Origin of the sequence: Methylocystis sp. MJC1 (genome assembly GCF_026427715.1) — a bacterium.
Classification (GTDB): Bacteria; Pseudomonadota; Alphaproteobacteria; order Rhizobiales; family Beijerinckiaceae; genus Methylocystis.
The window spans coordinates 2,753,769-2,770,896 of record NZ_CP107558.1; the positions used below are offsets into that span (position 1 = coordinate 2,753,769).

15 protein-coding genes and 1 tRNA gene are annotated in these 17,128 nt (G+C 58.1%); 12 read left to right on the forward strand and 4 right to left on the reverse strand.

The annotated features are described in order from the left end of the window. Positions 1-74: 74 nt before the first annotated feature. From OGR47_RS13360 to OGR47_RS13375, 4 genes are all read left to right on the forward strand, one after another. The gene (locus OGR47_RS13360; protein ID WP_165055218.1) at positions 75-965 is read left to right on the forward strand and encodes a helix-turn-helix transcriptional regulator; all 891 of its coding nucleotides are present in this window, start codon (positions 75-77) and stop codon (positions 963-965) included. A 73-nt stretch (positions 966-1,038) separates the two neighbouring features. Continuing rightward, positions 1,039-1,848 carry a hypothetical protein gene (locus OGR47_RS13365; protein ID WP_165055215.1) on the forward strand — a complete coding sequence of 270 codons (810 nt, stop codon included), beginning with the start codon at positions 1,039-1,041 and terminating at the stop codon, positions 1,846-1,848. 138 nt (positions 1,849-1,986) lie between these two features. Continuing rightward, entirely contained in the window at positions 1,987-2,769 is a 783-nt protein-coding gene (locus tag OGR47_RS13370) for a cyclase family protein (protein WP_246729816.1), read from the forward strand. Positions 2,770-2,988: 219 nt separating this feature from the next. Further along, on the forward strand, positions 2,989-3,783 hold the full coding sequence (locus OGR47_RS13375; protein ID WP_165055213.1) for a TOBE domain-containing protein: 795 nt from the start codon (positions 2,989-2,991) through the stop codon (positions 3,781-3,783). Between the two features lie 326 nt (positions 3,784-4,109). Here the strand turns inward: OGR47_RS13375 and OGR47_RS13380 are convergent, their stop codons facing one another. Further along, positions 4,110-4,865 carry a hypothetical protein gene (locus OGR47_RS13380; protein ID WP_246729815.1) on the reverse strand — a complete coding sequence of 252 codons (756 nt, stop codon included), beginning with the start codon at positions 4,863-4,865 and terminating at the stop codon, positions 4,110-4,112. A gap of 743 nt (positions 4,866-5,608) precedes the next feature. On the opposite strand from OGR47_RS13380, the gene amoC reads away from it, so the two are divergent. The 5 genes from amoC (at position 5,609) to OGR47_RS13405 (ending at position 10,145) form a co-directional block, all read left to right on the forward strand. Then, positions 5,609-6,379 carry a bacterial ammonia monooxygenase, subunit AmoC gene (gene amoC / locus OGR47_RS13385; protein WP_165055211.1) on the forward strand — a complete coding sequence of 257 codons (771 nt, stop codon included), beginning with the start codon at positions 5,609-5,611 and terminating at the stop codon, positions 6,377-6,379. 220 nt (positions 6,380-6,599) lie between these two features. After that, on the forward strand, positions 6,600-7,370 hold the full coding sequence (gene amoA / locus OGR47_RS13390) for a bacterial ammonia monooxygenase, subunit AmoA (protein ID WP_206527488.1): 771 nt from the start codon (positions 6,600-6,602) through the stop codon (positions 7,368-7,370). A gap of 68 nt (positions 7,371-7,438) precedes the next feature. Next, the gene (gene amoB, locus OGR47_RS13395; RefSeq protein ID WP_165055209.1) at positions 7,439-8,725 is read left to right on the forward strand and encodes a bacterial ammonia monooxygenase, subunit AmoB; all 1,287 of its coding nucleotides are present in this window, start codon (positions 7,439-7,441) and stop codon (positions 8,723-8,725) included. A 451-nt stretch (positions 8,726-9,176) separates the two neighbouring features. Then, on the forward strand, positions 9,177-9,905 hold the full coding sequence (locus OGR47_RS13400) for a hypothetical protein (RefSeq protein ID WP_165055207.1): 729 nt from the start codon (positions 9,177-9,179) through the stop codon (positions 9,903-9,905). 166 nt (positions 9,906-10,071) lie between these two features. After that, positions 10,072-10,145: transfer RNA gene (locus OGR47_RS13405), tRNA-Gln, on the forward strand. On the opposite strand, the gene OGR47_RS13410 is transcribed toward OGR47_RS13405, so the two are convergent. Together OGR47_RS13410 and OGR47_RS13415 are read right to left on the reverse strand one after the other, a co-directional pair. Further along, positions 10,113-11,681: a recombinase family protein gene (locus tag OGR47_RS13410; RefSeq protein WP_165055205.1), complete on the reverse strand. Its 1,569-nt coding sequence runs from the start codon at positions 11,679-11,681 to the stop codon at positions 10,113-10,115. The genes OGR47_RS13405 and OGR47_RS13410 overlap by 33 nt on opposite strands. 72 nt (positions 11,682-11,753) lie before the next feature. Continuing rightward, entirely contained in the window at positions 11,754-12,086 is a 333-nt protein-coding gene (locus OGR47_RS13415) for a hypothetical protein (RefSeq protein WP_165055203.1), read from the reverse strand. A gap of 264 nt (positions 12,087-12,350) precedes the next feature. Here OGR47_RS13415 and OGR47_RS13420 point away from each other — a divergent pair, with 264 nt between their 5' ends. Then, entirely contained in the window at positions 12,351-12,611 is a 261-nt protein-coding gene (locus OGR47_RS13420; protein ID WP_206527487.1) for a DNA-binding protein, read from the forward strand. Between the two features lie 235 nt (positions 12,612-12,846). Continuing rightward, positions 12,847-13,098: a hypothetical protein gene (locus OGR47_RS13425; protein WP_165055201.1), complete on the forward strand. Its 252-nt coding sequence runs from the start codon at positions 12,847-12,849 to the stop codon at positions 13,096-13,098. A gap of 19 nt (positions 13,099-13,117) precedes the next feature. On the opposite strand, the gene OGR47_RS13430 is transcribed toward OGR47_RS13425, so the two are convergent. Continuing rightward, positions 13,118-15,973 (reverse strand): tetratricopeptide repeat protein, encoded by a 2,856-nt coding sequence (locus OGR47_RS13430; protein ID WP_165055198.1) that lies wholly within the window; start codon positions 15,971-15,973, stop codon positions 13,118-13,120. Positions 15,974-16,843: 870 nt separating this feature from the next. Here OGR47_RS13430 and OGR47_RS13435 point away from each other — a divergent pair. Continuing rightward, entirely contained in the window at positions 16,844-17,044 is a 201-nt protein-coding gene (locus OGR47_RS13435; RefSeq protein ID WP_165055196.1) for a hypothetical protein, read from the forward strand. Positions 17,045-17,128 lie beyond the last annotated feature (84 nt).

Genomic DNA, 17,128 nt, shown 5'->3' on the forward strand with positions numbered 1-17,128 from the left:
GGAGAGCGCCAGGACTTCCGCGCCCTGTCGAATCTATGCGAAATTTCCGCGAATCTCGGAAAAGGAATTTGCGGATGTCCGATTACTTCACGACCCGCGAGCTCGCGGCGCTGCTGCGCGTGAAGGAGCGCAAGGTCTACGATCTCGTCTCTGAAAAGGCGCTGCCGGTGCGGCGCGTGACGGGAAAGCTGCTTTTCCCGAAAAGAGAGATCGAGGCCTGGATCGCCAGCAGCGGCGGCGAGGGCGCATCGGCGGAGAGAGAGCCGGCGTCGGCGCAATTCCCGCTCGTCATGGCGGGCGGGCACGATCCGCTTCTCGAATGGGCTCTGCGCGAATCGCGCGCGAGCATCGCGGCGCTGCTCGACGGCGCGCTCGATGGTCTCGCCCGGCTCAAGTCGAAGGATTGTCTCGCAGCGGGGTTGCACATTCCGACGGCGCGCCTGGATGATTGGAATGTCGCCGCCGTGCAGGAAGCGATGGGCCGCGAGCCCGTCGTCTTGTTGGAGTGGGCCAAGCGCAGCCGGGGCCTCATGTATCGCCCCTCCCCCGGCCACGCGATCAAATCGCTCGCGGACATCGGCGATCTTCGCTTCCAATCGCGACAACCGGAGGCCGGCAGCGAGCTGGTGCTCTCGCAACTGCTGGCGAAAGAGAAGATGCAAAAGACGGACCTGAATGCGATCGAAGCGATCGAACGGTCGGAGACCGACCTCGCCATGGCGATCGCCTCCGGCCGGGCGGATGTGGGGCTTGGCATCGAAGCCGCGGCGAATCAGTTCAAGCTCGCCTTCACGCCGCTGGTAGTCGAGCGTTTCGATATCCTCGTGTGGCGCAAGGCCTATTTCGATCCGCCGTTCCAGAAGCTCATCCGCTTCTGCGCCTGCGACGCCTTCCGCGATCGGGCTGCCGCTCTCGGCGGATATGATTGCGCCGACCTCGGAACCGTTCATTTCAACGGCCCGTGAGCTTGGGAACGGTCAGCGCGAAATCTTGCCATTTCAACTTCCTCGGGGCTTAATCAGGCGGGGAGCGGGTCCAATGTCCAATGAATTGACCGTCTTGGTTTGCGGGATCGGGGAAGACGCCTCGGCCGTTGCGCGCGGGCTTTTTGGCGAAGGCTATGCGGTCGCCCTGCACAAATGCACGAGCCCGCTGGCCCTGCGGCGGCGCATGAGCTTTGCCGACGCCTGGTATGATGGCTACGCCGTCCTCGACGGCGTCGAGGCGCGACGCGCCGATGTCGCGTCCGAATTTATGCTCGGGCTGCAAAGCCACGCCTTCATCCCCCTGCTGCGCGGACAGCTCGCCGATGTCATCGAGCGCTGGCCCTGGCATGTGATCATCGCCGCCCGCGAAGACAGAGAGGACGAGCCCGCCTCCTTCCTCAGCCTCGCTGAGTTCACCATCGGACTGGGATCGAGCTTCTCGCCGGGCGTCGATTGCGACGCCGCGATCGCGACCCACGGGCCCGACCCGGGCGCAATCCTGCGCGCCGGCGACAGCTGGCCGAAAGAATGGCCGGAAGCGCAAGATATTATCGTCTCGGCTCCCCGCGCCGGCCAATTTCGCGCGGACATGCCGATCGGCGCACTGGCGACGCAAGGCGCGCCAATTGGATTCATCGGAGAAACGCCCGTTCCCGCGCCGGCCGGCGGGCGGATCGTCGGCATTGCGCGCAGGGAGCAGGCCGTGGCCGAAGGCGCGCCCATTGCTGAAATCGCGGAGAACGTGACCGCGCGCGTCGCAGGCGTCAGCCGCCGAAGCCAGCTCGTGGCGCGAGCGGCTTCCTTTGCGATCGAGTTGGAAAACGAGGGCATCAAGCCCTTCTCCTTCGAGGACTGGCGCTAGAATCTCCCGTCCTGCAAGTCGTCGTCCGACAAATCTGTGATGAGCGGCCTGCGCCGTTCCCCACTCGCGTAAGCGAACGTCGGGAATGGCTTAGCTTCCCATAAAGACGTTTACCGAACAGGTAGTTAGAGAATTTGCATGAGTCGCATCAAACCGAAGCGCATCGTCGATCTGTCCAAGGAAATCGTCGATAACCCCAACGATCCGTTCTTCATGCGCGTGAAGATCAAGCACCATGGCCATCGCAAGGCGCGTTGGCTGGTGCGGGCGCTCGGCCTCCCCTTCCGGCTCTTCCCCAAGGATTTTGCCGGCTGGGCGGATGACACCATCACGCGCATGGGCGTCCATTCCACGACTCATATCGATGCGCCCTGGCATTACGGTCCGGAGCTTTCCGACGGCCGCCGTCCCGCGACGGTGGATGAGATGCCGTTGGACATGTGCTTTGGCCCGGGCGTCGTCTTCGACATGCGCCACAAGGCCGATGGCGACGAGATCACTGTCGCCGATATGGAGCAGAGCCTGCGCGACAGCGGCGCCACGCTCGGCGAGGGCGCCATCGCCCTGATCCACACCGGCCGCGACCGCCTGCAGGGATCGAAAGACTATTGGAAACGCGGAACCGGCATGAGCGCGCCGGCGACCGAATGGTTGATCGACAAAGGCGTCATGGTGATGGGGATCGACCAATGGGGCTGGGACCTGCCTTTTCATCACCAGATCCGCGCCTCCAAAGAGAAGAACGACGCGAAATCTATTTTGGCAGGGCCATCTCGTCGGCCGCCGCAAGCCCTACTGGCAAATGGAGCAATTGCGCGGCCTAGAGCAACTGCCAAGTCATGGCTTCGACGTGGCGATTTTTCCGCTCCGCTTGAAAGGCGCATCCGCCGCGCCGGCGCGCGTCGCCGCATTTCTTTATGACTGAGACGTAGAGAGAGCTTTGATTGGTTCGTCGTCGTTCCCGACGCTCGCGACGAGTGATTGGGAATCCAGCGCTATTTTGGCTCTGGGTTCCCGCGCGGGCTCTTCAGCCCGGCGGGAATGACGCGCCCTGGGCCTCCCGCCCCGGCGGATTCCCCCCTTTCGCCGGCGCGGATATGATAGACGTGAATCGAAACCGTGGTAGCGGGCGCGAGACGGATGACGACAACCAAAAAGATAGACGCGCTTCTTGCGCTACGCAGCGAAGGTAAATTCCTCATCGGGCGCGACCGAATCAAGGTGCTCGAGGCCGTTGCGCAGCATGGAAGCATTTCCAAGGCCGCCAAGGCGGCCGGCTTCAGCTACAAGGCCGCGTGGGACGCCGTCGCCGCGATCAACAATCTGCTGCCGAGCCCGGCCTTCGTTACGAAAGCCGGCGGCAAGAGCGGCGGCGGCGCCGAGGTGACGCCGGAAGGCCGTAAGCTGATCGAGACCTTTCACAGGCTCGAGGACAGGCTCTCGAGCCTCTCCTCCATGATCGCCGAAGTGGGGCTCGACGGGCAGGAGGATTTTCTGCTCTGGGGCGTCGCGGTGCGCATATCCGCCCGCAATGTTTTCCAGGCGGAGGTCGTCTCGATCAAGAAGTGGCCCGTCGACGTCGAGGTCACATTGCGAATCTCCGGCGAACATACACTGCTCGCCATCGTCACCAATGAAGCGACGGTCGATCTCGATTTGAAACCCGGCCGCAAGGTCGCCGCTTTGGTCAAATCGTCTTTCATCGAATTGAGCCTGCCGCAGGAAAAGGCAAAGGACGCTCGCAATCGCTTTACCGGCGTGGTCACGCGCCGAATCGACGCCGAGCGCAACTGCGAGCTGCTGATCGACATTGGCTCGGGAAAAACAATGACGGCGGTCCTGCCGAGGCAAGACGTCGAGGCAATGGGGATTTCCGAAGGAAGCGATGTCGTCGCCCAATTCGCCGCGCAGAATGTCATTCTAGCCGCGGATTGAATCCGCTCGCATGAATCATTGCATTTCAGCTTGCCGAGCTCGCTCGACGCTTGTCATTCTCGGCAGGCCAAAGGCCTGAGACTGGGGATCCAGAGCAAACGCGTGCTCCTGCCATTCCCGTCTGGCTGTAAGCTCGATTCCTAGTGACCACCGCCGTCATTGAGAGGAGCAAAGCGACGAAGCAATCCAAAGTCGCGTCATTTCCCTGGATTGCTTCGCTTCGCTCGCAATGACGGCGCTGGTTTGCTCTGGATTTCCCGATCGCGCGCTTCGCGAGCGTTGACCTGGCCGCCTGACTGATATTGGCGCTCAGGCGCAGGGGCTGGCTAATTGACGCCGCCGGCGGTCTGCCGATTTTCCAGCTCGCGAAGGCGCGCGCGAATCGTTCGCCAATTTGGGACTGGCAGCGACTCTTCTTTGCACTGCCGCGCAATCTCTTGGACAAGCGTGCTGAATCGCGGGCGCTCGCGCTCCGCGAGAAAGGCCGCCAACGCCGCCTCTATGATTCGCTCGCGCTTGGGATCGAGTCCCTTTGTGCCCTTCGGACGCCCGACGGAGCGCGAAGACGACGGAGCGATGGCGCCGCAGGTGCGAAATGACTTCATCATGCGATACGCCGTCGCCCGTGAGACGCCCAAATCCTTCTTGAGCTCATCGACGATTGCCCTCGTCGGCGCACGATTCGCGTGCGCCAGAAGGCAACGAAGCGCATCTTCCCGCCGGCGCTGCAACGTCATTTGTCTGTCTTCTTTACTATCCATGGCGTCGTCTAGATTTTGTTTATTCTTGTGATTTTCGGACATTTCAACGGCGGCCGGATGCCTGACTGAGCGTTTCTGGTTTTCCAGACATTGGCTCCCGCGAGCGGAAACCGGAAGCCAGGCCATCATTTCTCTCATAAATACAAAGCTAAGGGAATGATCGTTTTTTTGCAGCAAACGGACGAAGGGGCGAGAAGTCGAAGAAAGCGTCTCACCCCCGGCCCCGCCAAAAAGGAAGAAGGATATCGTAGATTCAATGGGTTCTTGGCAAAAATAGAAATCCTCTACAGTTGAAGCCTTGATTTTTGTGCAGTGAGACAATTTTATACATACTCTGCTTCATAGTGTCGCACGCCGGACTCATTCAGACAGGCGATTTCCGCATCCAGTGGACCAGCCGGGAAGACGAAGCGGCCGGCGCCAGTTGCGTCGCACAAACAAAAAATGTCCCGGCTCGACAGGTCGAGCCGGGACAAATTGCCTGGGAAAAATGCTTGGCAGCAGGCTCAGAGGTTGAGCATGCGATTCACCGTCGGAATGAATACGGCGAACAGAAAGATGATGAAGCCGATCCAGAACGCGACCCAGCCGAGCTCATTGACGGAGTGGAATGTTTTCATTGCTTGGCGCCTCCCTACTTTTCTAAGGCCGTTGTTCAGCCAAGCGCACATAATCGACGGACGAAGCTTCAAATCAACTGACTTTGGTGCGGCAGAAAGTCGCGATTCACAAGTATCACTATAATATACATCAGTCTCATATTTATTTACACTGCATATAATCTCAGTTTAAAATACATATAAGTGATACAGTTCAATACAATGCGCGCAATTGACGCAGTTGATGCCTCAACTGGACAATTGACGTTGCTCATCCTGTCCGTGATAGCCTCCAGCTCTGTCAGGAATGCTTTCTTTCCAGCCTAAAGTGCTTGGAAAGCATTGAAAATTCTACCTGATAGACACGAAAGGACACGCAACTCTAGGGAAGCCTTCGCCCGAAACGGTGCGAAAGCTTCGTGCGAGTGCGCGAACCCAGTCCAAACTGAAAACTGGAGGAGAGGAATGTCACTAACAGAAAAAGCAGGGATAGCGACCAAGGCGCAGGCGGAATCTATTGTTAATTACCGCCCCGCTTATCTCGCCATGGCGGCGCTGGGGACCTTTTACGTCGGCATCCGAATCTACGAGCAGTATTTCGGCTGGAAAGCCGGTCTCGATTCTTTCGCGCCGGAGTTCCAGACCTACTGGCTCAACATCATGTGGACCGAGCTGCCGCTCGAGTTCATCTCCTTCTGCGCGATCGGCGGCTATCTGTGGAAGACCCGCGACCGCAACATCAACGCCGTTGCGCCGCGTGAAGAAATGCGTCGCCTGATCACCCTGATCGGCTGGCTGCTCATCTACGCCTTCACGGTTTATTGGGGTGCGAGCTACTTCACCGAGCAGGACGGCACCTGGCACCAGACCGTCATTCGCGACACGGACTTCACGCCGTCGCACATCCTGGAGTTCTACCTCAGCTATCCGATCTACATTATCGCGGGCTGGGGCGCCTTCATGTACGGCCGCACGCGCATTCCGCAATTCGCGAACCGCATCTCGCTGGCCTTCCTGATGTTCTTCGCCGGTCCGTTCATGATCTTCCCGAACGTCGGCCTGAATGAGTGGGGTCACACCTTCTGGTTCATGGAAGAACTGTTCACGGCGCCGCTGCATTGGGGCTTCGTGTTCTTCGGCTGGTTCGGTCTCGCGATGTTCGGCACCGTGCTGCAGATCCTCAGCCGCGTGATCGAGCTCAGCAAGGAGTTCGAAAAGGACGTTCTCGCGATCTGATCGCGAGAGTGGCTCTCGGCGGCGCGCGCATCGCTCCCAGGGCGCGCGCGGGACCGAAGAAGAAGCGGCCGCTTTCGACAATTTCTCCCTCTGGTGTCGCGAGCGGCCGCTTCCGGCCGACGCCAAGACCACTGCGGCCTGATCGCAGGAAGGCGCACGGCGAAACGAGAAAAAACACCCGGCGGGGCCGCCGGGAGGAACAATCAAGGAGAGGCAAAATATGTCTATATCGAATGAAACGGCTCCGGCGGCAGGCCGGGCCTGGGCGTCGAAGGAGGAATTCCTCGGCTGCGTCAAGCTGACCGACTGGGTCCTGCTTCTCATCCTTTTCCTGGTGCTGCTCGGCTCCTTCCACATCCATTACATGCTGCTGGCCGGCGACTGGGATTTCTGGATTGACTTCAAGGATCGCCGTATGTGGCCGACCGTGGCGCCGATCGTCGCCATGTGCTTCGCCGCCGCCGCGCAGTCCTTCTTCTGGCAGAAGTTCCGCCTGCCCTTCGGCGCGACGGTCGCCTGCTTCGCGCTGCTCGTCGGCGAATGGATCAACCGCTACGACAACTTCTGGGGTTGGACCTTCTTCCCGATCAATCTCGTCTTCCCGTCCGCGCTGATCCCGATGGGCTTCTGGCTCGACGTGATCCTGCTGCTCTCGGGGAGCTGGATCGTCACGGCGGTGCTCGGCGCGATGGGCTGGGGTCTCTTGTTCTATCCGAGCAACTGGCCAGTTCTGGCGCAGTTCCACCAGGCCACCGAGGTCGACGGCGTTCTGCTGACGCTCGCGGATCTCATCGGCTTCAACTACGTCCGCACGGGCACGCCGGAATACATCCGCATGATCGAGCGCGGCACGCTGCGCACCTTCGGTAAGGACGTCGTGCCGGTCGCGGCCTTCTTCTCGGGCTTCGTCTCCATGCTCGTCTACTTCCTCTGGTGGAAGGTCGGCGGCTGGTTCTCCACGACGAAGTATCTCGAGAACGACGACATCTAATCCAAGCACCGAACAACGGCCGGGGCGTAGAGCCCCGGCGCAGAAAACGACAAGGGAGTCGGATACAAATGAAACAATCTTTCTTCCAGAAACTGGCAAGAACGGCGTCGGGCCGCGCAGGCCGTCTGCTCGCCGTCGGCGCGGCTGCGATCGTCGCCGCCACGACCTTCGCCGCTACGCCGGCTGCGGCGCATGGCGAACGCTCGCAGCAGGCCTTCCTACGCATGCGCACGCTCAACTGGTATGACGTGAAGTGGTCGAAGACGACGCTGAACGTCAATGAAGAGATGGAGCTCACGGGCAAGGTCCATGTCTTCTCCGGCTGGCCGCAAGCCGTCGCGAAGCCGCAGGAAGCCTTCCTCAACGTCGGCGAACCCGGTCCGGTGTTGATCCGCAAGAGCGCCTTCGTCGGCGAAGTGCCGGTGCCGCGCACCTTCTCGCTGGATGTCGGTCAGGACTATGAATACAAGATCGTCCTGAAGGCGCGCCGTCCCGGCCGCTTCCACGTCCACGTCCAGGTCAACGTGAAGGACGGCGGCCCGATCGTCGGCCCCGGCCAGTGGATCGAGATCAAGGGCGACATGAAGGACTTCACCAATCCGGTGACGCTCCTCGACGGCTCGACGATCGACCTCGAAACCTTCGGCATCAACTGGACCTACACCTACCACTTCCTGTGGATGGCGGCCGCTGCGGTGTGGATCCTTTACTGGTTCATGCAGAAGGGCATCATCGTGCGCGGATGGCAGGTTGCCGCCGGCAAGAAGAACGAGATGATCTCGACGGCGGACAAGCGCTTCGGCGGTCTGTGGCTCGCCGGCTCGATGCTCGCGCTGCTCTTCTTCTATGCGCAGGCCAACAGCCAGTTCCCGCGCACGCTGCCGATGCAGGCCGGTCTGCTCACGGGCATCGCGCCGCTCTACCTCGGACCGGATACCGTCACGGCGCATTATGCTGGCGGCTCCTACAAGGTGCCGGGCCGCGAGCTGACCGTGAACCTCCGCATCACCAACAACGGCAAGGAGCCGCTGCGGATCGGCGAGTTCACCACGGCGGGTCTGCGCTTCCTCAACCCCGACGTGTTCACCAGCCGTCCTGACTTCCCCGACTACCTGATGGCGGATCGTGGTCTGTCGCTCAACGACTCGACGCCGATCCAGCCCGGCGAGACCAAGAATGTGGTCGTCACCGTGCAGGACGCCCGCTTCGACGTCGAACGTCTGTCGGATCTGGCCTACGACACAGACAGCCAGTTCGGCGGCCTCCTCTTCCTCTTCAGCCCGTCGGGCGAGCGTAAGCAGGTGGAGATCGGCGGTCCGGTGATCCCGAAATTCCAGCTGGGCGCTGCGCTCTAAGCTGAACAGCTCTTCACGCGGCTACTCTTCCTCTTCTCCGCGTGTTGGTGCGACTTGCCCGCCGGGTCTTCCTGGCGGGCATTTTTATTTCCCCTGGCCGGTAAATCGACTGCCCGCCGCCTTACACAAAAGTTCGCCAGCAACCCCCCGCCGTCATTGCGAGGAGCAAAGCGACGAAGCAATCCAGAGCCTCGATAACGCTCTTGATTGCTTGTGTAATGGCCAGGCCTGTTAGCGATCTATTTGGGAGGCTGGCGGGCGCGAAGCGCTGGCGCACGCCTATTTGCTCCGAAATCCCTGCTCGCTCGCGCGCGTCGGGAGAGGCAGTGAATGAACCGATCGGGCGTTGATATCGGGGTATATTTCTGATATGTTTCTGCTATATTTCCAAACGACAGTTCTTTGTTTCCGACTTTATTGATTCCGGCGATCTTGCAAAAAGGCTTTTGCAATGCGCGAGAATGGTCCAGCCGCCTTTTTCAGAGCGACCTCTCGAAGGTTCCGCGACGCGATCAAAACCCGCCGCGGCCACGCCGGTCTTATCGGCGCGCTCTGCGTGGAGGCTTTCGACAGTTTCGACAAGAATGTCCCGGTTTCGGCCTCGCCTGCGCTCCCGGTTGCTTGCGAGCAGGAGTGCGGCGGCTGCCTCCGGTTGCGGGCTGTCGCTACCGCGCCCGAAATTTTGCTGTTGGCGCATTTCCTTTACGGCATCGAGCGTGGCGCGATTTCCCCATGCGACGACGGCGAGAGCGCGGCCGCAGCGCGCCATGGCGCGGCGCAACGCCCGCACGATCTCTGGGACTGCCCCCTCATCGAAAATCGTCTCTGCCTCGCCCATAAGCTGCGCCCGCTGGCGTGTCGCGGCCTCGCTGGCGACGACGAGCTCGCCTGTGACAAGCTGACCTGCGTCGCCGCCGCCGGCGAATATGGCGAGGCGTCGCTGTCCAAGCCGAATCTCGTCGTGCGCAGCCTGGTGCAGAACGCCATGATGAATGCGCTTCGTCGCGAGGGCATGGCCTGGGGCCTGTACGAGATCGCCAGAGGCTTGCGAATCGCCCGCGACGCGCCAACGGCGGCGCGTGAATGGTTGGCCGGCGGCGATCCGCTGGCGCCGGCCTCGGCGCCGGACTTCGACCGCCAGCGCGCCGCCGCAATCTTCGACACGATCGACCGCCTCTAGATCCCTCCCCTGGCGCGGAGGCGAAGGTTGGCGGTAGAGCCTCGCCCGTCGCGCATGGGAAATCGCGTAGCTCGAAAAAGCAACTTCGGCGGATCAAACGACAAGCTGTTGACAGCGCGCGCCGCTCTCTCTAGATGACGTCCCGTCACGGCGACACGCCGACCGTTGGGGGATAGTTCAACGGTAGAACAGCGGACTCTGACTCCGTTAATCTTGGTTCGAATCCAGGTCCCCCAGCCAAACTGAATGCCCAGGCGAATTTAGGGCTTTTCCGCCCTCCGCCTTCTTTGCATTCAGGACAGTTCCTGCAATTAAATCAAATGGTTGGCGAAACTCGACAGTGAGGTTGCCGTTCTTCCACGTCGAGTTCGAAAGTAGAAAATTCAGCAGTCGCCTTTGCTCCTGCGGCTCCTGCTTGGCGAACAGGTTCTGGGCGTTGCGGGCGAAATCCACGAATCGCACACCCTCGTCGATGTAGCTCCGATCTGCCGACTCGTGCCGCTTGATCTGATACGCCAGCGAATCGAGTTCATTGCGCCACGTCTCGGCCATTTGGTCATAGAATGCGCCGGTGATCCGCCCGTCGAGCTTATCGAAATACATGCCACTCAGGCGGTTCTGCAGCCGATCAGATTCAGTCCGCAGACGTTTGATGGCCTCTTCGTGCTCCCTCCGCTCGTCGGCGTGGCTTTCCTTAAGGGCCTGAACGACCCAAGCCAACACATCCTCACCAAAGGTGAGAAGGCCGAGGACGGCCGTGAATTTCTCTGAAATGACCTCCTCCCGCACATAGGGCTCGCCGCATTTTCCCTTAAAGCCGGTGCAGTGGTAGTAGACGTAGCGGCCCTTCTTGAGCTCGCCGACCAAGGCACAGCCGCAGTGGCCGCAATTTATCAGGCCGGTGAAGGCAAAGTCGCGCTTACTGCCGCGCAGCTTGCGGGCGTTGCGACCGTCGAGCACGCCCTGGACGCGCTCCCAGAGCTCCCGCGTGACCAAGGGCTGGTGTTTTCCCTTATAGCGCCGACCGTTCCATTCGAAATCGCCGGTATAGATAAGGTTGCGCAAGATCGCATGAATGTTGCTGACCGGCATGGGTTTACCGGTGCTTGGGTGCCCTAGCCCCGCGGCATGCGCCTGAACGGCCGCCTCCTTAAGGGACATGGTGCCGGACGCATACCAGCCAAACAGATGGGCAATGACACCGGCGGTTTTCGGATCAGGAGCGATGATTTTCTTGCCGTCGGGGCCGATCACGTTGCGATAGCCGCGCGGGGCCTTGGTTGGCCAGATCCCCTGTTCAGCCTTCTCTTGTTGGCCTTTGCGCGCTTCTTCCGAGAGGTTGTCGATATAGTTCTTCGCCATCAGCACCTTGATGCCGTGAACGAATTTCTCGGAGGATTTCGAGTCGCGTGAGAGAATGATGCCTTCTTTGACGAGGTGTATTTCGACGTCCAGTTCGTCGATCGTCACCCAGTCCTTGAGGTTGCGATAGAGACGATCTGTCTTCTCGACTAGCACGACGCGAACATCCTCGTGCTTTTTCAAATAGCGGATCATTCCGTCGAAGTTAGTGCGTCCCGTCTGCTTCGCGGTTTCAATGTCGACGTAGTTTTCGACAACCTGTATGCGGTTCGCCTCGGCGTAACCCTGCAGAAGCTTTTGCTGCGCCGGGATTGAAAAGCCCTCTTTCTCCTGCTCCTTGGAGGAAACGCGCGCGTAGGATACCGCGCGTACGACGCTGATTTCGGGCTTGTCTTTGAGGCGTGAGCTTTTCATGGGCTCCTCTGGGCGCAAGTTATGACGGAGCCCCATCAGTCTGCCGCTAACGTGGCCGCAGAGCAATGAAATTCATACGGGAGTGATGATCGGAACAGGTTGCGTTTCCCCGTTGGTCCTCGCGCGTTTGGGGTTGCCGCATTTGCTTGCTTGCGCTTGTTCGGCGCGGTCCCATTCCTGCAAGATGCGGAAGAAGCCGGTCATATTCTCGATGATCTCACGCCCATCCTCGCGGTTGAGCGGGCGGGTTGTCCGCTCCTGCCAAAAAGCAATTGTCTGATCGATAAGCTCGCGATTTTCGCCAAGTGCCCCGCTGACCGGAAAGTAGGTGCGAGGCCGCGCATCAACCTTTGCCGTGCGGCTGCGGTTGCGGTGCTTTCGCCGAAGGGTGCGGGGCTTCGCCATGTTGCTCCTTTCGAGCAAGATTATCGGCGAGCGCGCTTCCAATGCTTTCGGAAACTATTGGAAAACAATAGATTTCAGTACGGTGGCGATCGGGTCGAGGATGTCACGAACGCTGCAAGCTCTTGGCGGCGGTCAACACACTCCGCTCGTCATGACCAATCTTTCCCATTCCTTCCGATTGGCTTCCACGCAAAGCGCCATATCATGGTGTTCGCGGCAGCCTTATAGGCTGCTTTGGCGTGCTGCGCTGTGAAGGACCGTCAAATGAGCGACCAGGAGTCGGATTTCGCCCACGATCTGCTGCGTGGGGCCGATGAAATTGCGGAATTCCTTTTTGGATCAAGGTCTTTACGACGCAAAGTGTATCATATCGCCCAGACATCGAACGTGCCTACCTTCAAGCTCGGCTCGATGATCTGCGCCCGTAAGAGCGTGTTGCTGGCCTGGGTGGCTTCGCAAGAGCAGAGGCACGCCAATGACAATCACGATCCCGCGGAAAAGGCGGCAAAGGTCGGCAACCTTTAGCATCGGTCCAGTTCCCGATTGACTTCGAAGGCCGCAAAGAACAAAATAGGAACCTTCCTTCGGTCCCTCCGAAAGGGACATGCATAATGGATTGCGACGCTACTCATTAAACGAGTGCTCGGCCCCTCGGGTCAGCCTCAGTCGGGTTCAAGGCAAGCAACTCCCATCTGCGCCGCCGCGGGAACGCCCTCGCATCAGCGCCGGGCTAATCAACAGCAGCTTTGGGAGATGAAACATGGACCAGCACGCCGGACCAAACAATAACGCACCAGAACTTGCGGATGATATACTTCATGGAGCGGATGAAATTGCTGAATTTATCTTCGGTAAGAAATCGAGTCGACGCAAGGTATACTATTTAAGTGAATGCACTCGTTTACCTGTTTTCCGTTTGGGATCGATGCTTTGTGCGCGTAAGTCCGTGATCAAGGGCTGGATCGCGGGGCAGGAGAATAGAGCATTGCCGCCGCATAATCAGAATCCGTGAGCTTGGGAGCTCCGTACATTTACTTGAGAAGCTCTTCGATTTCGGCAAGGGTAGCGCGTGCCGATTTGAGCCAGACATGTCCTTCAGTAACTTTTCGCTCAAGCAACCCAATGGCTTCCTGGAGAAACCGCTTGCCCTTCTCGATATGTTTCGTGCGGTCGGTCGACGCAATCCAGATTTTTGCAAGCAGCCAGCGGCTGTGGGCCCTGTCGGGGTGCTCCTCTGCGCACGCGCTCTCGCGAAGAGCGAAGGCTTGCTGGGCGAGGTCTTCAGCATCGACGAGCCGGTTCTGATAAAGCCTCACCTCGGCTAAGCCCGCGAGCGCACGGGCATACCGGGGATGTTTCTCCAGGCTTTTCATGCGCTCGCGCACCTGCTCAAAATAGAATTCGGCTTCGTCCAAACGCTTCTGCTCCATGCGGAGAAGGCCAAGGCTGGTGAGCGTGTTAATGGTTTCGGCATGTTCTGGCCCGAGTGTGTCTTCGCGCATTTTGCGAACATGCTGAAGTTCTTTGTCGGCTTCTTCATAGCGCCCAAGTCGCAGATAAATTTGTCCTGTGTTGTAAATCAATGCGGCTAGGACGGCATGTTGTTGTCCTTCCATTTTGTCGCGATTGCGCAGACAATGCGAAAGTCCTTCCTCGTAGCGGCCAGCGCAGAGACACATCCACCCCATCGTGACGAAGGGGTCGGTCCTCGCTACATATTCGGAAGCCGGCACGTTTGCGCGCACTGCGCATGCTCTGGTCAGAAAAATTTCGGCCCGCTTGTAGTGACCTTCATACACTTCAAGCCAGCCAATGCGATGTAGCGTTTCTGCCGTATCGAAATGGTCCTTGCCTAAAGCTTTTTTCCTAATCGCAAGGGCTTTCAAGAAATATGGTCGGGCAGCTTTATATCTGCCCATGGTCACGCATAACCAGCCTATTCCATGATTCGTCATGCCGACGATGGGATCGAAAGGATCAACGATAGCCTTCGATGTGTCCAATGCGCGCGTATAGAACTTCATTGCTTGATCGTAATCGCCGATTGCTCCATGCTGATATTGACCTAACAGATTTAGCAAATAGACAACTTTATTTTTTTGCGCATTCTTGGGAAGCGGATTGTCGAACACCAAGTATCTTGCATGGATGTCCAGGTGGCGTACACCGGGCCACACGGCCGGATTAGTGAAAACCTCGTTTGGATATGCTTCGACCAAGGCTGCAATAAGCCGGCATCGAATTTCGTCCTGTTGCGCGGGAGATTGCTGGAACATAACAATTTCGCGGATTAGACGATGAAACCAAATGCAATTAGGACGATAGGATGCGTCGCGTTCATCCTCAATTTGCTTAAAGTAGATAACTGCAAACCTGCGCAATTTGGCGACAGCATCGTCGATGTCCAAGTCTCCCATGGACACGAACGGCTTACCTAATGTCGAGCGGGCTTGTTTAAATATAGATATCGGAATGGGTGCTGAAGCGAATTGGGCTGCATAGTTTAGAAGGACTTTGGGCCCTTCGTCGATACCGCCATTTTCGTTCGTTGTCGCCTGAGCGGACGCGAGTTCGAAGGTGCCCGCTACGGTGCGTAAGTATCGTTGCTCTTCGTCGGAATGATAACCAGCCGCCAAATACCTGCTATTTTGAAGCAATTTGGCCTTCGCCGCAGCAAGTTTTTTAAGATAGGTATCGAAGTTATCACCACATTCGTCACAATATGCTGCTACCTGCGCAAGTGCCAATGGCAGGCCGCCGAGCTCGTGAGACAGGGCTTCCGCAAACGCGCGCTCCTCTTCCGGCTTTTTGAGGCGTGTGAGTAGGTAGTCTCCTCCTACGGTTGGTGACCAAACATCGATCTCAATAGGGTTGGCAATCTCCCCCCATGCGTGTGAATTTGAGGTAATGATAACGTGCACCGCTTCGTTTACGGGCAAGAACTCTAGTATGAAATCTTTATCGAGCGCGTTGTCAAAGACGAGCAGGATGCGCTCGTTCACCTTGTTCAGGCGGCTCATCACTGTGACGATGGCGTCTTTCTCATTAATTTCATCGACGATCCATTGAAGTTGCCGTCCAAGTGAAACAAGCGCGCTCCTAATGCCGTCGGTTAGTTGAGCGTCGATCCACCAGGCGGTGAGATACCGGGCACCATGGCGATTTGCATAAGCGGCAGCGAGCGTTGTCTTGCCAACGCCGCGCAGTCCGTGGAGTGCGGTGATCGCAACGCGACCGCGCGAAGATGAGAGGGCCGACGAAATGCGCTCAATTGAATCTTCGCGCCCAATGCAACGGGACATAAACGGGATATTTGCTCCAGGAGCATGATCCTCGCAGCGATTAGCGACGGAAGAGGCATCTCCGCCACCCGGCTGAACTGGGCTTCGTTCCCACTCGTTAGTGGGCGTTATGGACGACTGGGTGTTTTGATCGCCATCCTGAGGAGAGAGAGGGGGGGCAGCAGTAGTGCGGTTATTTGGAATGAATGGCTTATTCCCTACGACTGCGTCCAGTGCGTTTTCAAGAAATGTAAGCCAGGGCCCTGACGACTCCGTGAACGCTGTTTCATCATGATAAAGGCAGAGTTCTCGCAGAGTCGCTTGGATGCACTGAATATTGGATGTTTTAATCGGGGCGTTACCAGCGACAAGGTAGTTATAATAGTTATCATCCGGAAAGCCAAAAAGCCTTTCATAGGTCGCTCTAGCTGTAGGCCTGAAGCTACGAGCTATCGAGCGGTTAACAATTTTCTTTACATGAACATCATAAATCTCTCTTAATTTACCTTCTCTCCATTGCTTTTGAACTGCGAGCGTTCGCATCGCAGAGATAATTGTAATGATATACGCGCGTAATTTGTCTCCATCCTTCTGCGCATCAGACATGAACCTTTCCCCATCCCTAAGCTCATTAACTCTATCAGCCCTCTAGGCGCGGGGCGCAAGGGGGGGGGCTGATACTTGGAAGGGAGTTTATGGGAAAGTTTGGGAGGCAGACAATATTCGCTATACATTAAATACGCAGCAATATAATATTTCGTAGATAAATATTATTTATGGCTGCCGATGAAAGCGAGACGATTACTTCGAGAAACAGATTTGGAAACGGGCGTCGCCGTATCGGAGGCGTACCGGTTGAATGGTAGACTCCATCGTGATCCGAACGAAGGACCAGCATTTATTGTCCGCAATCCCGCGACCGGTCTTCTCGTCAAGCAGCGCTATTACTGGCATGGCCGCCTACATCGTCCGAACGGACCTGCCAGAAGAGCGTACGACGAAAATGGGATGCTCCTTTATGAACAGTATTATTGCCACGGCGTGATGAATCGTGATCCTGGCCAGGGCCCAGCTTGGATCGAACGTCAGGTGGATGGTTCACTAACCGGTTATTACGTCGTCAATGACAAACTCTTACGTGAGGCTCCCGCGAGCCCGTCTGATTTGACTCCTTTCGTTAATTCGGGGGCCGAACACGATGCTGATTCTCGTGGCGATCAGATCCCTTTGAGGTCACCGCAGCCGCGGAAGGGACCGGAACCGGGACCGGCGGTTTAAAAAGGCTACTCGTCGTCTTACTGCCCTACTGGGGTTTATACCGGAAATACGGCAGCCTTTACTGCCTTTTCGTCGTTGACCCTACCGTTCTACCACTGGTCCACTGATTATCGACGCTGGTTAGCGGCCAGCGCTCAATTCACCAAACCGACGTCAGCCACCGCGGAATCTGATTCCCTGGAACGGGAGAGATTTGTCATGAACGCTCCTCTTCATCCTAACGAACTGCCGCCGTCTTCCACGGAATCCGTGGAGCATTCCGTTTGCCCGACCTGTGGGCGTCTGGTCGTCGCTCCAAAAAGCGACATGCCGTACTCCCCTGAGAAAACTGCGGCCGTGATTTCCGCCAACCCGGACGATGTTTCCAGCAGCGTCTACGCGGCATGGGATGGCGATTAGACAATTCCATGCGATGAACGCGCGCTTCCGAGCTCCAAGCTCGGAAGCGAATTTCTTCGGTTTTCCCACAGTTGAGCAATCTTC

Excerpts from the sequence above, each read along its gene's own strand:
- OGR47_RS13360 (WP_165055218.1), top strand. The coding sequence starts at position 75 with ATGTCCGATTACTTCACGACCCGCGAGCTCGCGGCGCTGCTGCGCGTG.
- OGR47_RS13365 (WP_165055215.1), top strand. The coding sequence starts at position 1,039 with ATGTCCAATGAATTGACCGTCTTGGTTTGCGGGATCGGGGAAGACGCC.
- OGR47_RS13370 (WP_246729816.1), top strand. The coding sequence starts at position 1,987 with ATGAGTCGCATCAAACCGAAGCGCATCGTCGATCTGTCCAAGGAAATC.
- OGR47_RS13375 (WP_165055213.1), top strand. The coding sequence starts at position 2,989 with ATGACGACAACCAAAAAGATAGACGCGCTTCTTGCGCTACGCAGCGAA.
- amoC (WP_165055211.1), top strand. The coding sequence starts at position 5,609 with ATGTCACTAACAGAAAAAGCAGGGATAGCGACCAAGGCGCAGGCGGAA.
- amoA (WP_206527488.1), top strand. The coding sequence starts at position 6,600 with ATGTCTATATCGAATGAAACGGCTCCGGCGGCAGGCCGGGCCTGGGCG.
- amoB (WP_165055209.1), top strand. The coding sequence starts at position 7,439 with ATGAAACAATCTTTCTTCCAGAAACTGGCAAGAACGGCGTCGGGCCGC.
- OGR47_RS13400 (WP_165055207.1), top strand. The coding sequence starts at position 9,177 with ATGCGCGAGAATGGTCCAGCCGCCTTTTTCAGAGCGACCTCTCGAAGG.
- OGR47_RS13410 (WP_165055205.1), bottom strand. The coding sequence starts at position 11,681 with ATGAAAAGCTCACGCCTCAAAGACAAGCCCGAAATCAGCGTCGTACGC.
- OGR47_RS13415 (WP_165055203.1), bottom strand. The coding sequence starts at position 12,086 with ATGGCGAAGCCCCGCACCCTTCGGCGAAAGCACCGCAACCGCAGCCGC.
- OGR47_RS13420 (WP_206527487.1), top strand. The coding sequence starts at position 12,351 with ATGAGCGACCAGGAGTCGGATTTCGCCCACGATCTGCTGCGTGGGGCC.
- OGR47_RS13425 (WP_165055201.1), top strand. The coding sequence starts at position 12,847 with ATGGACCAGCACGCCGGACCAAACAATAACGCACCAGAACTTGCGGAT.
- OGR47_RS13430 (WP_165055198.1), bottom strand. The coding sequence starts at position 15,973 with ATGTCTGATGCGCAGAAGGATGGAGACAAATTACGCGCGTATATCATT.
- OGR47_RS13435 (WP_165055196.1), top strand. The coding sequence starts at position 16,844 with ATGAACGCTCCTCTTCATCCTAACGAACTGCCGCCGTCTTCCACGGAA.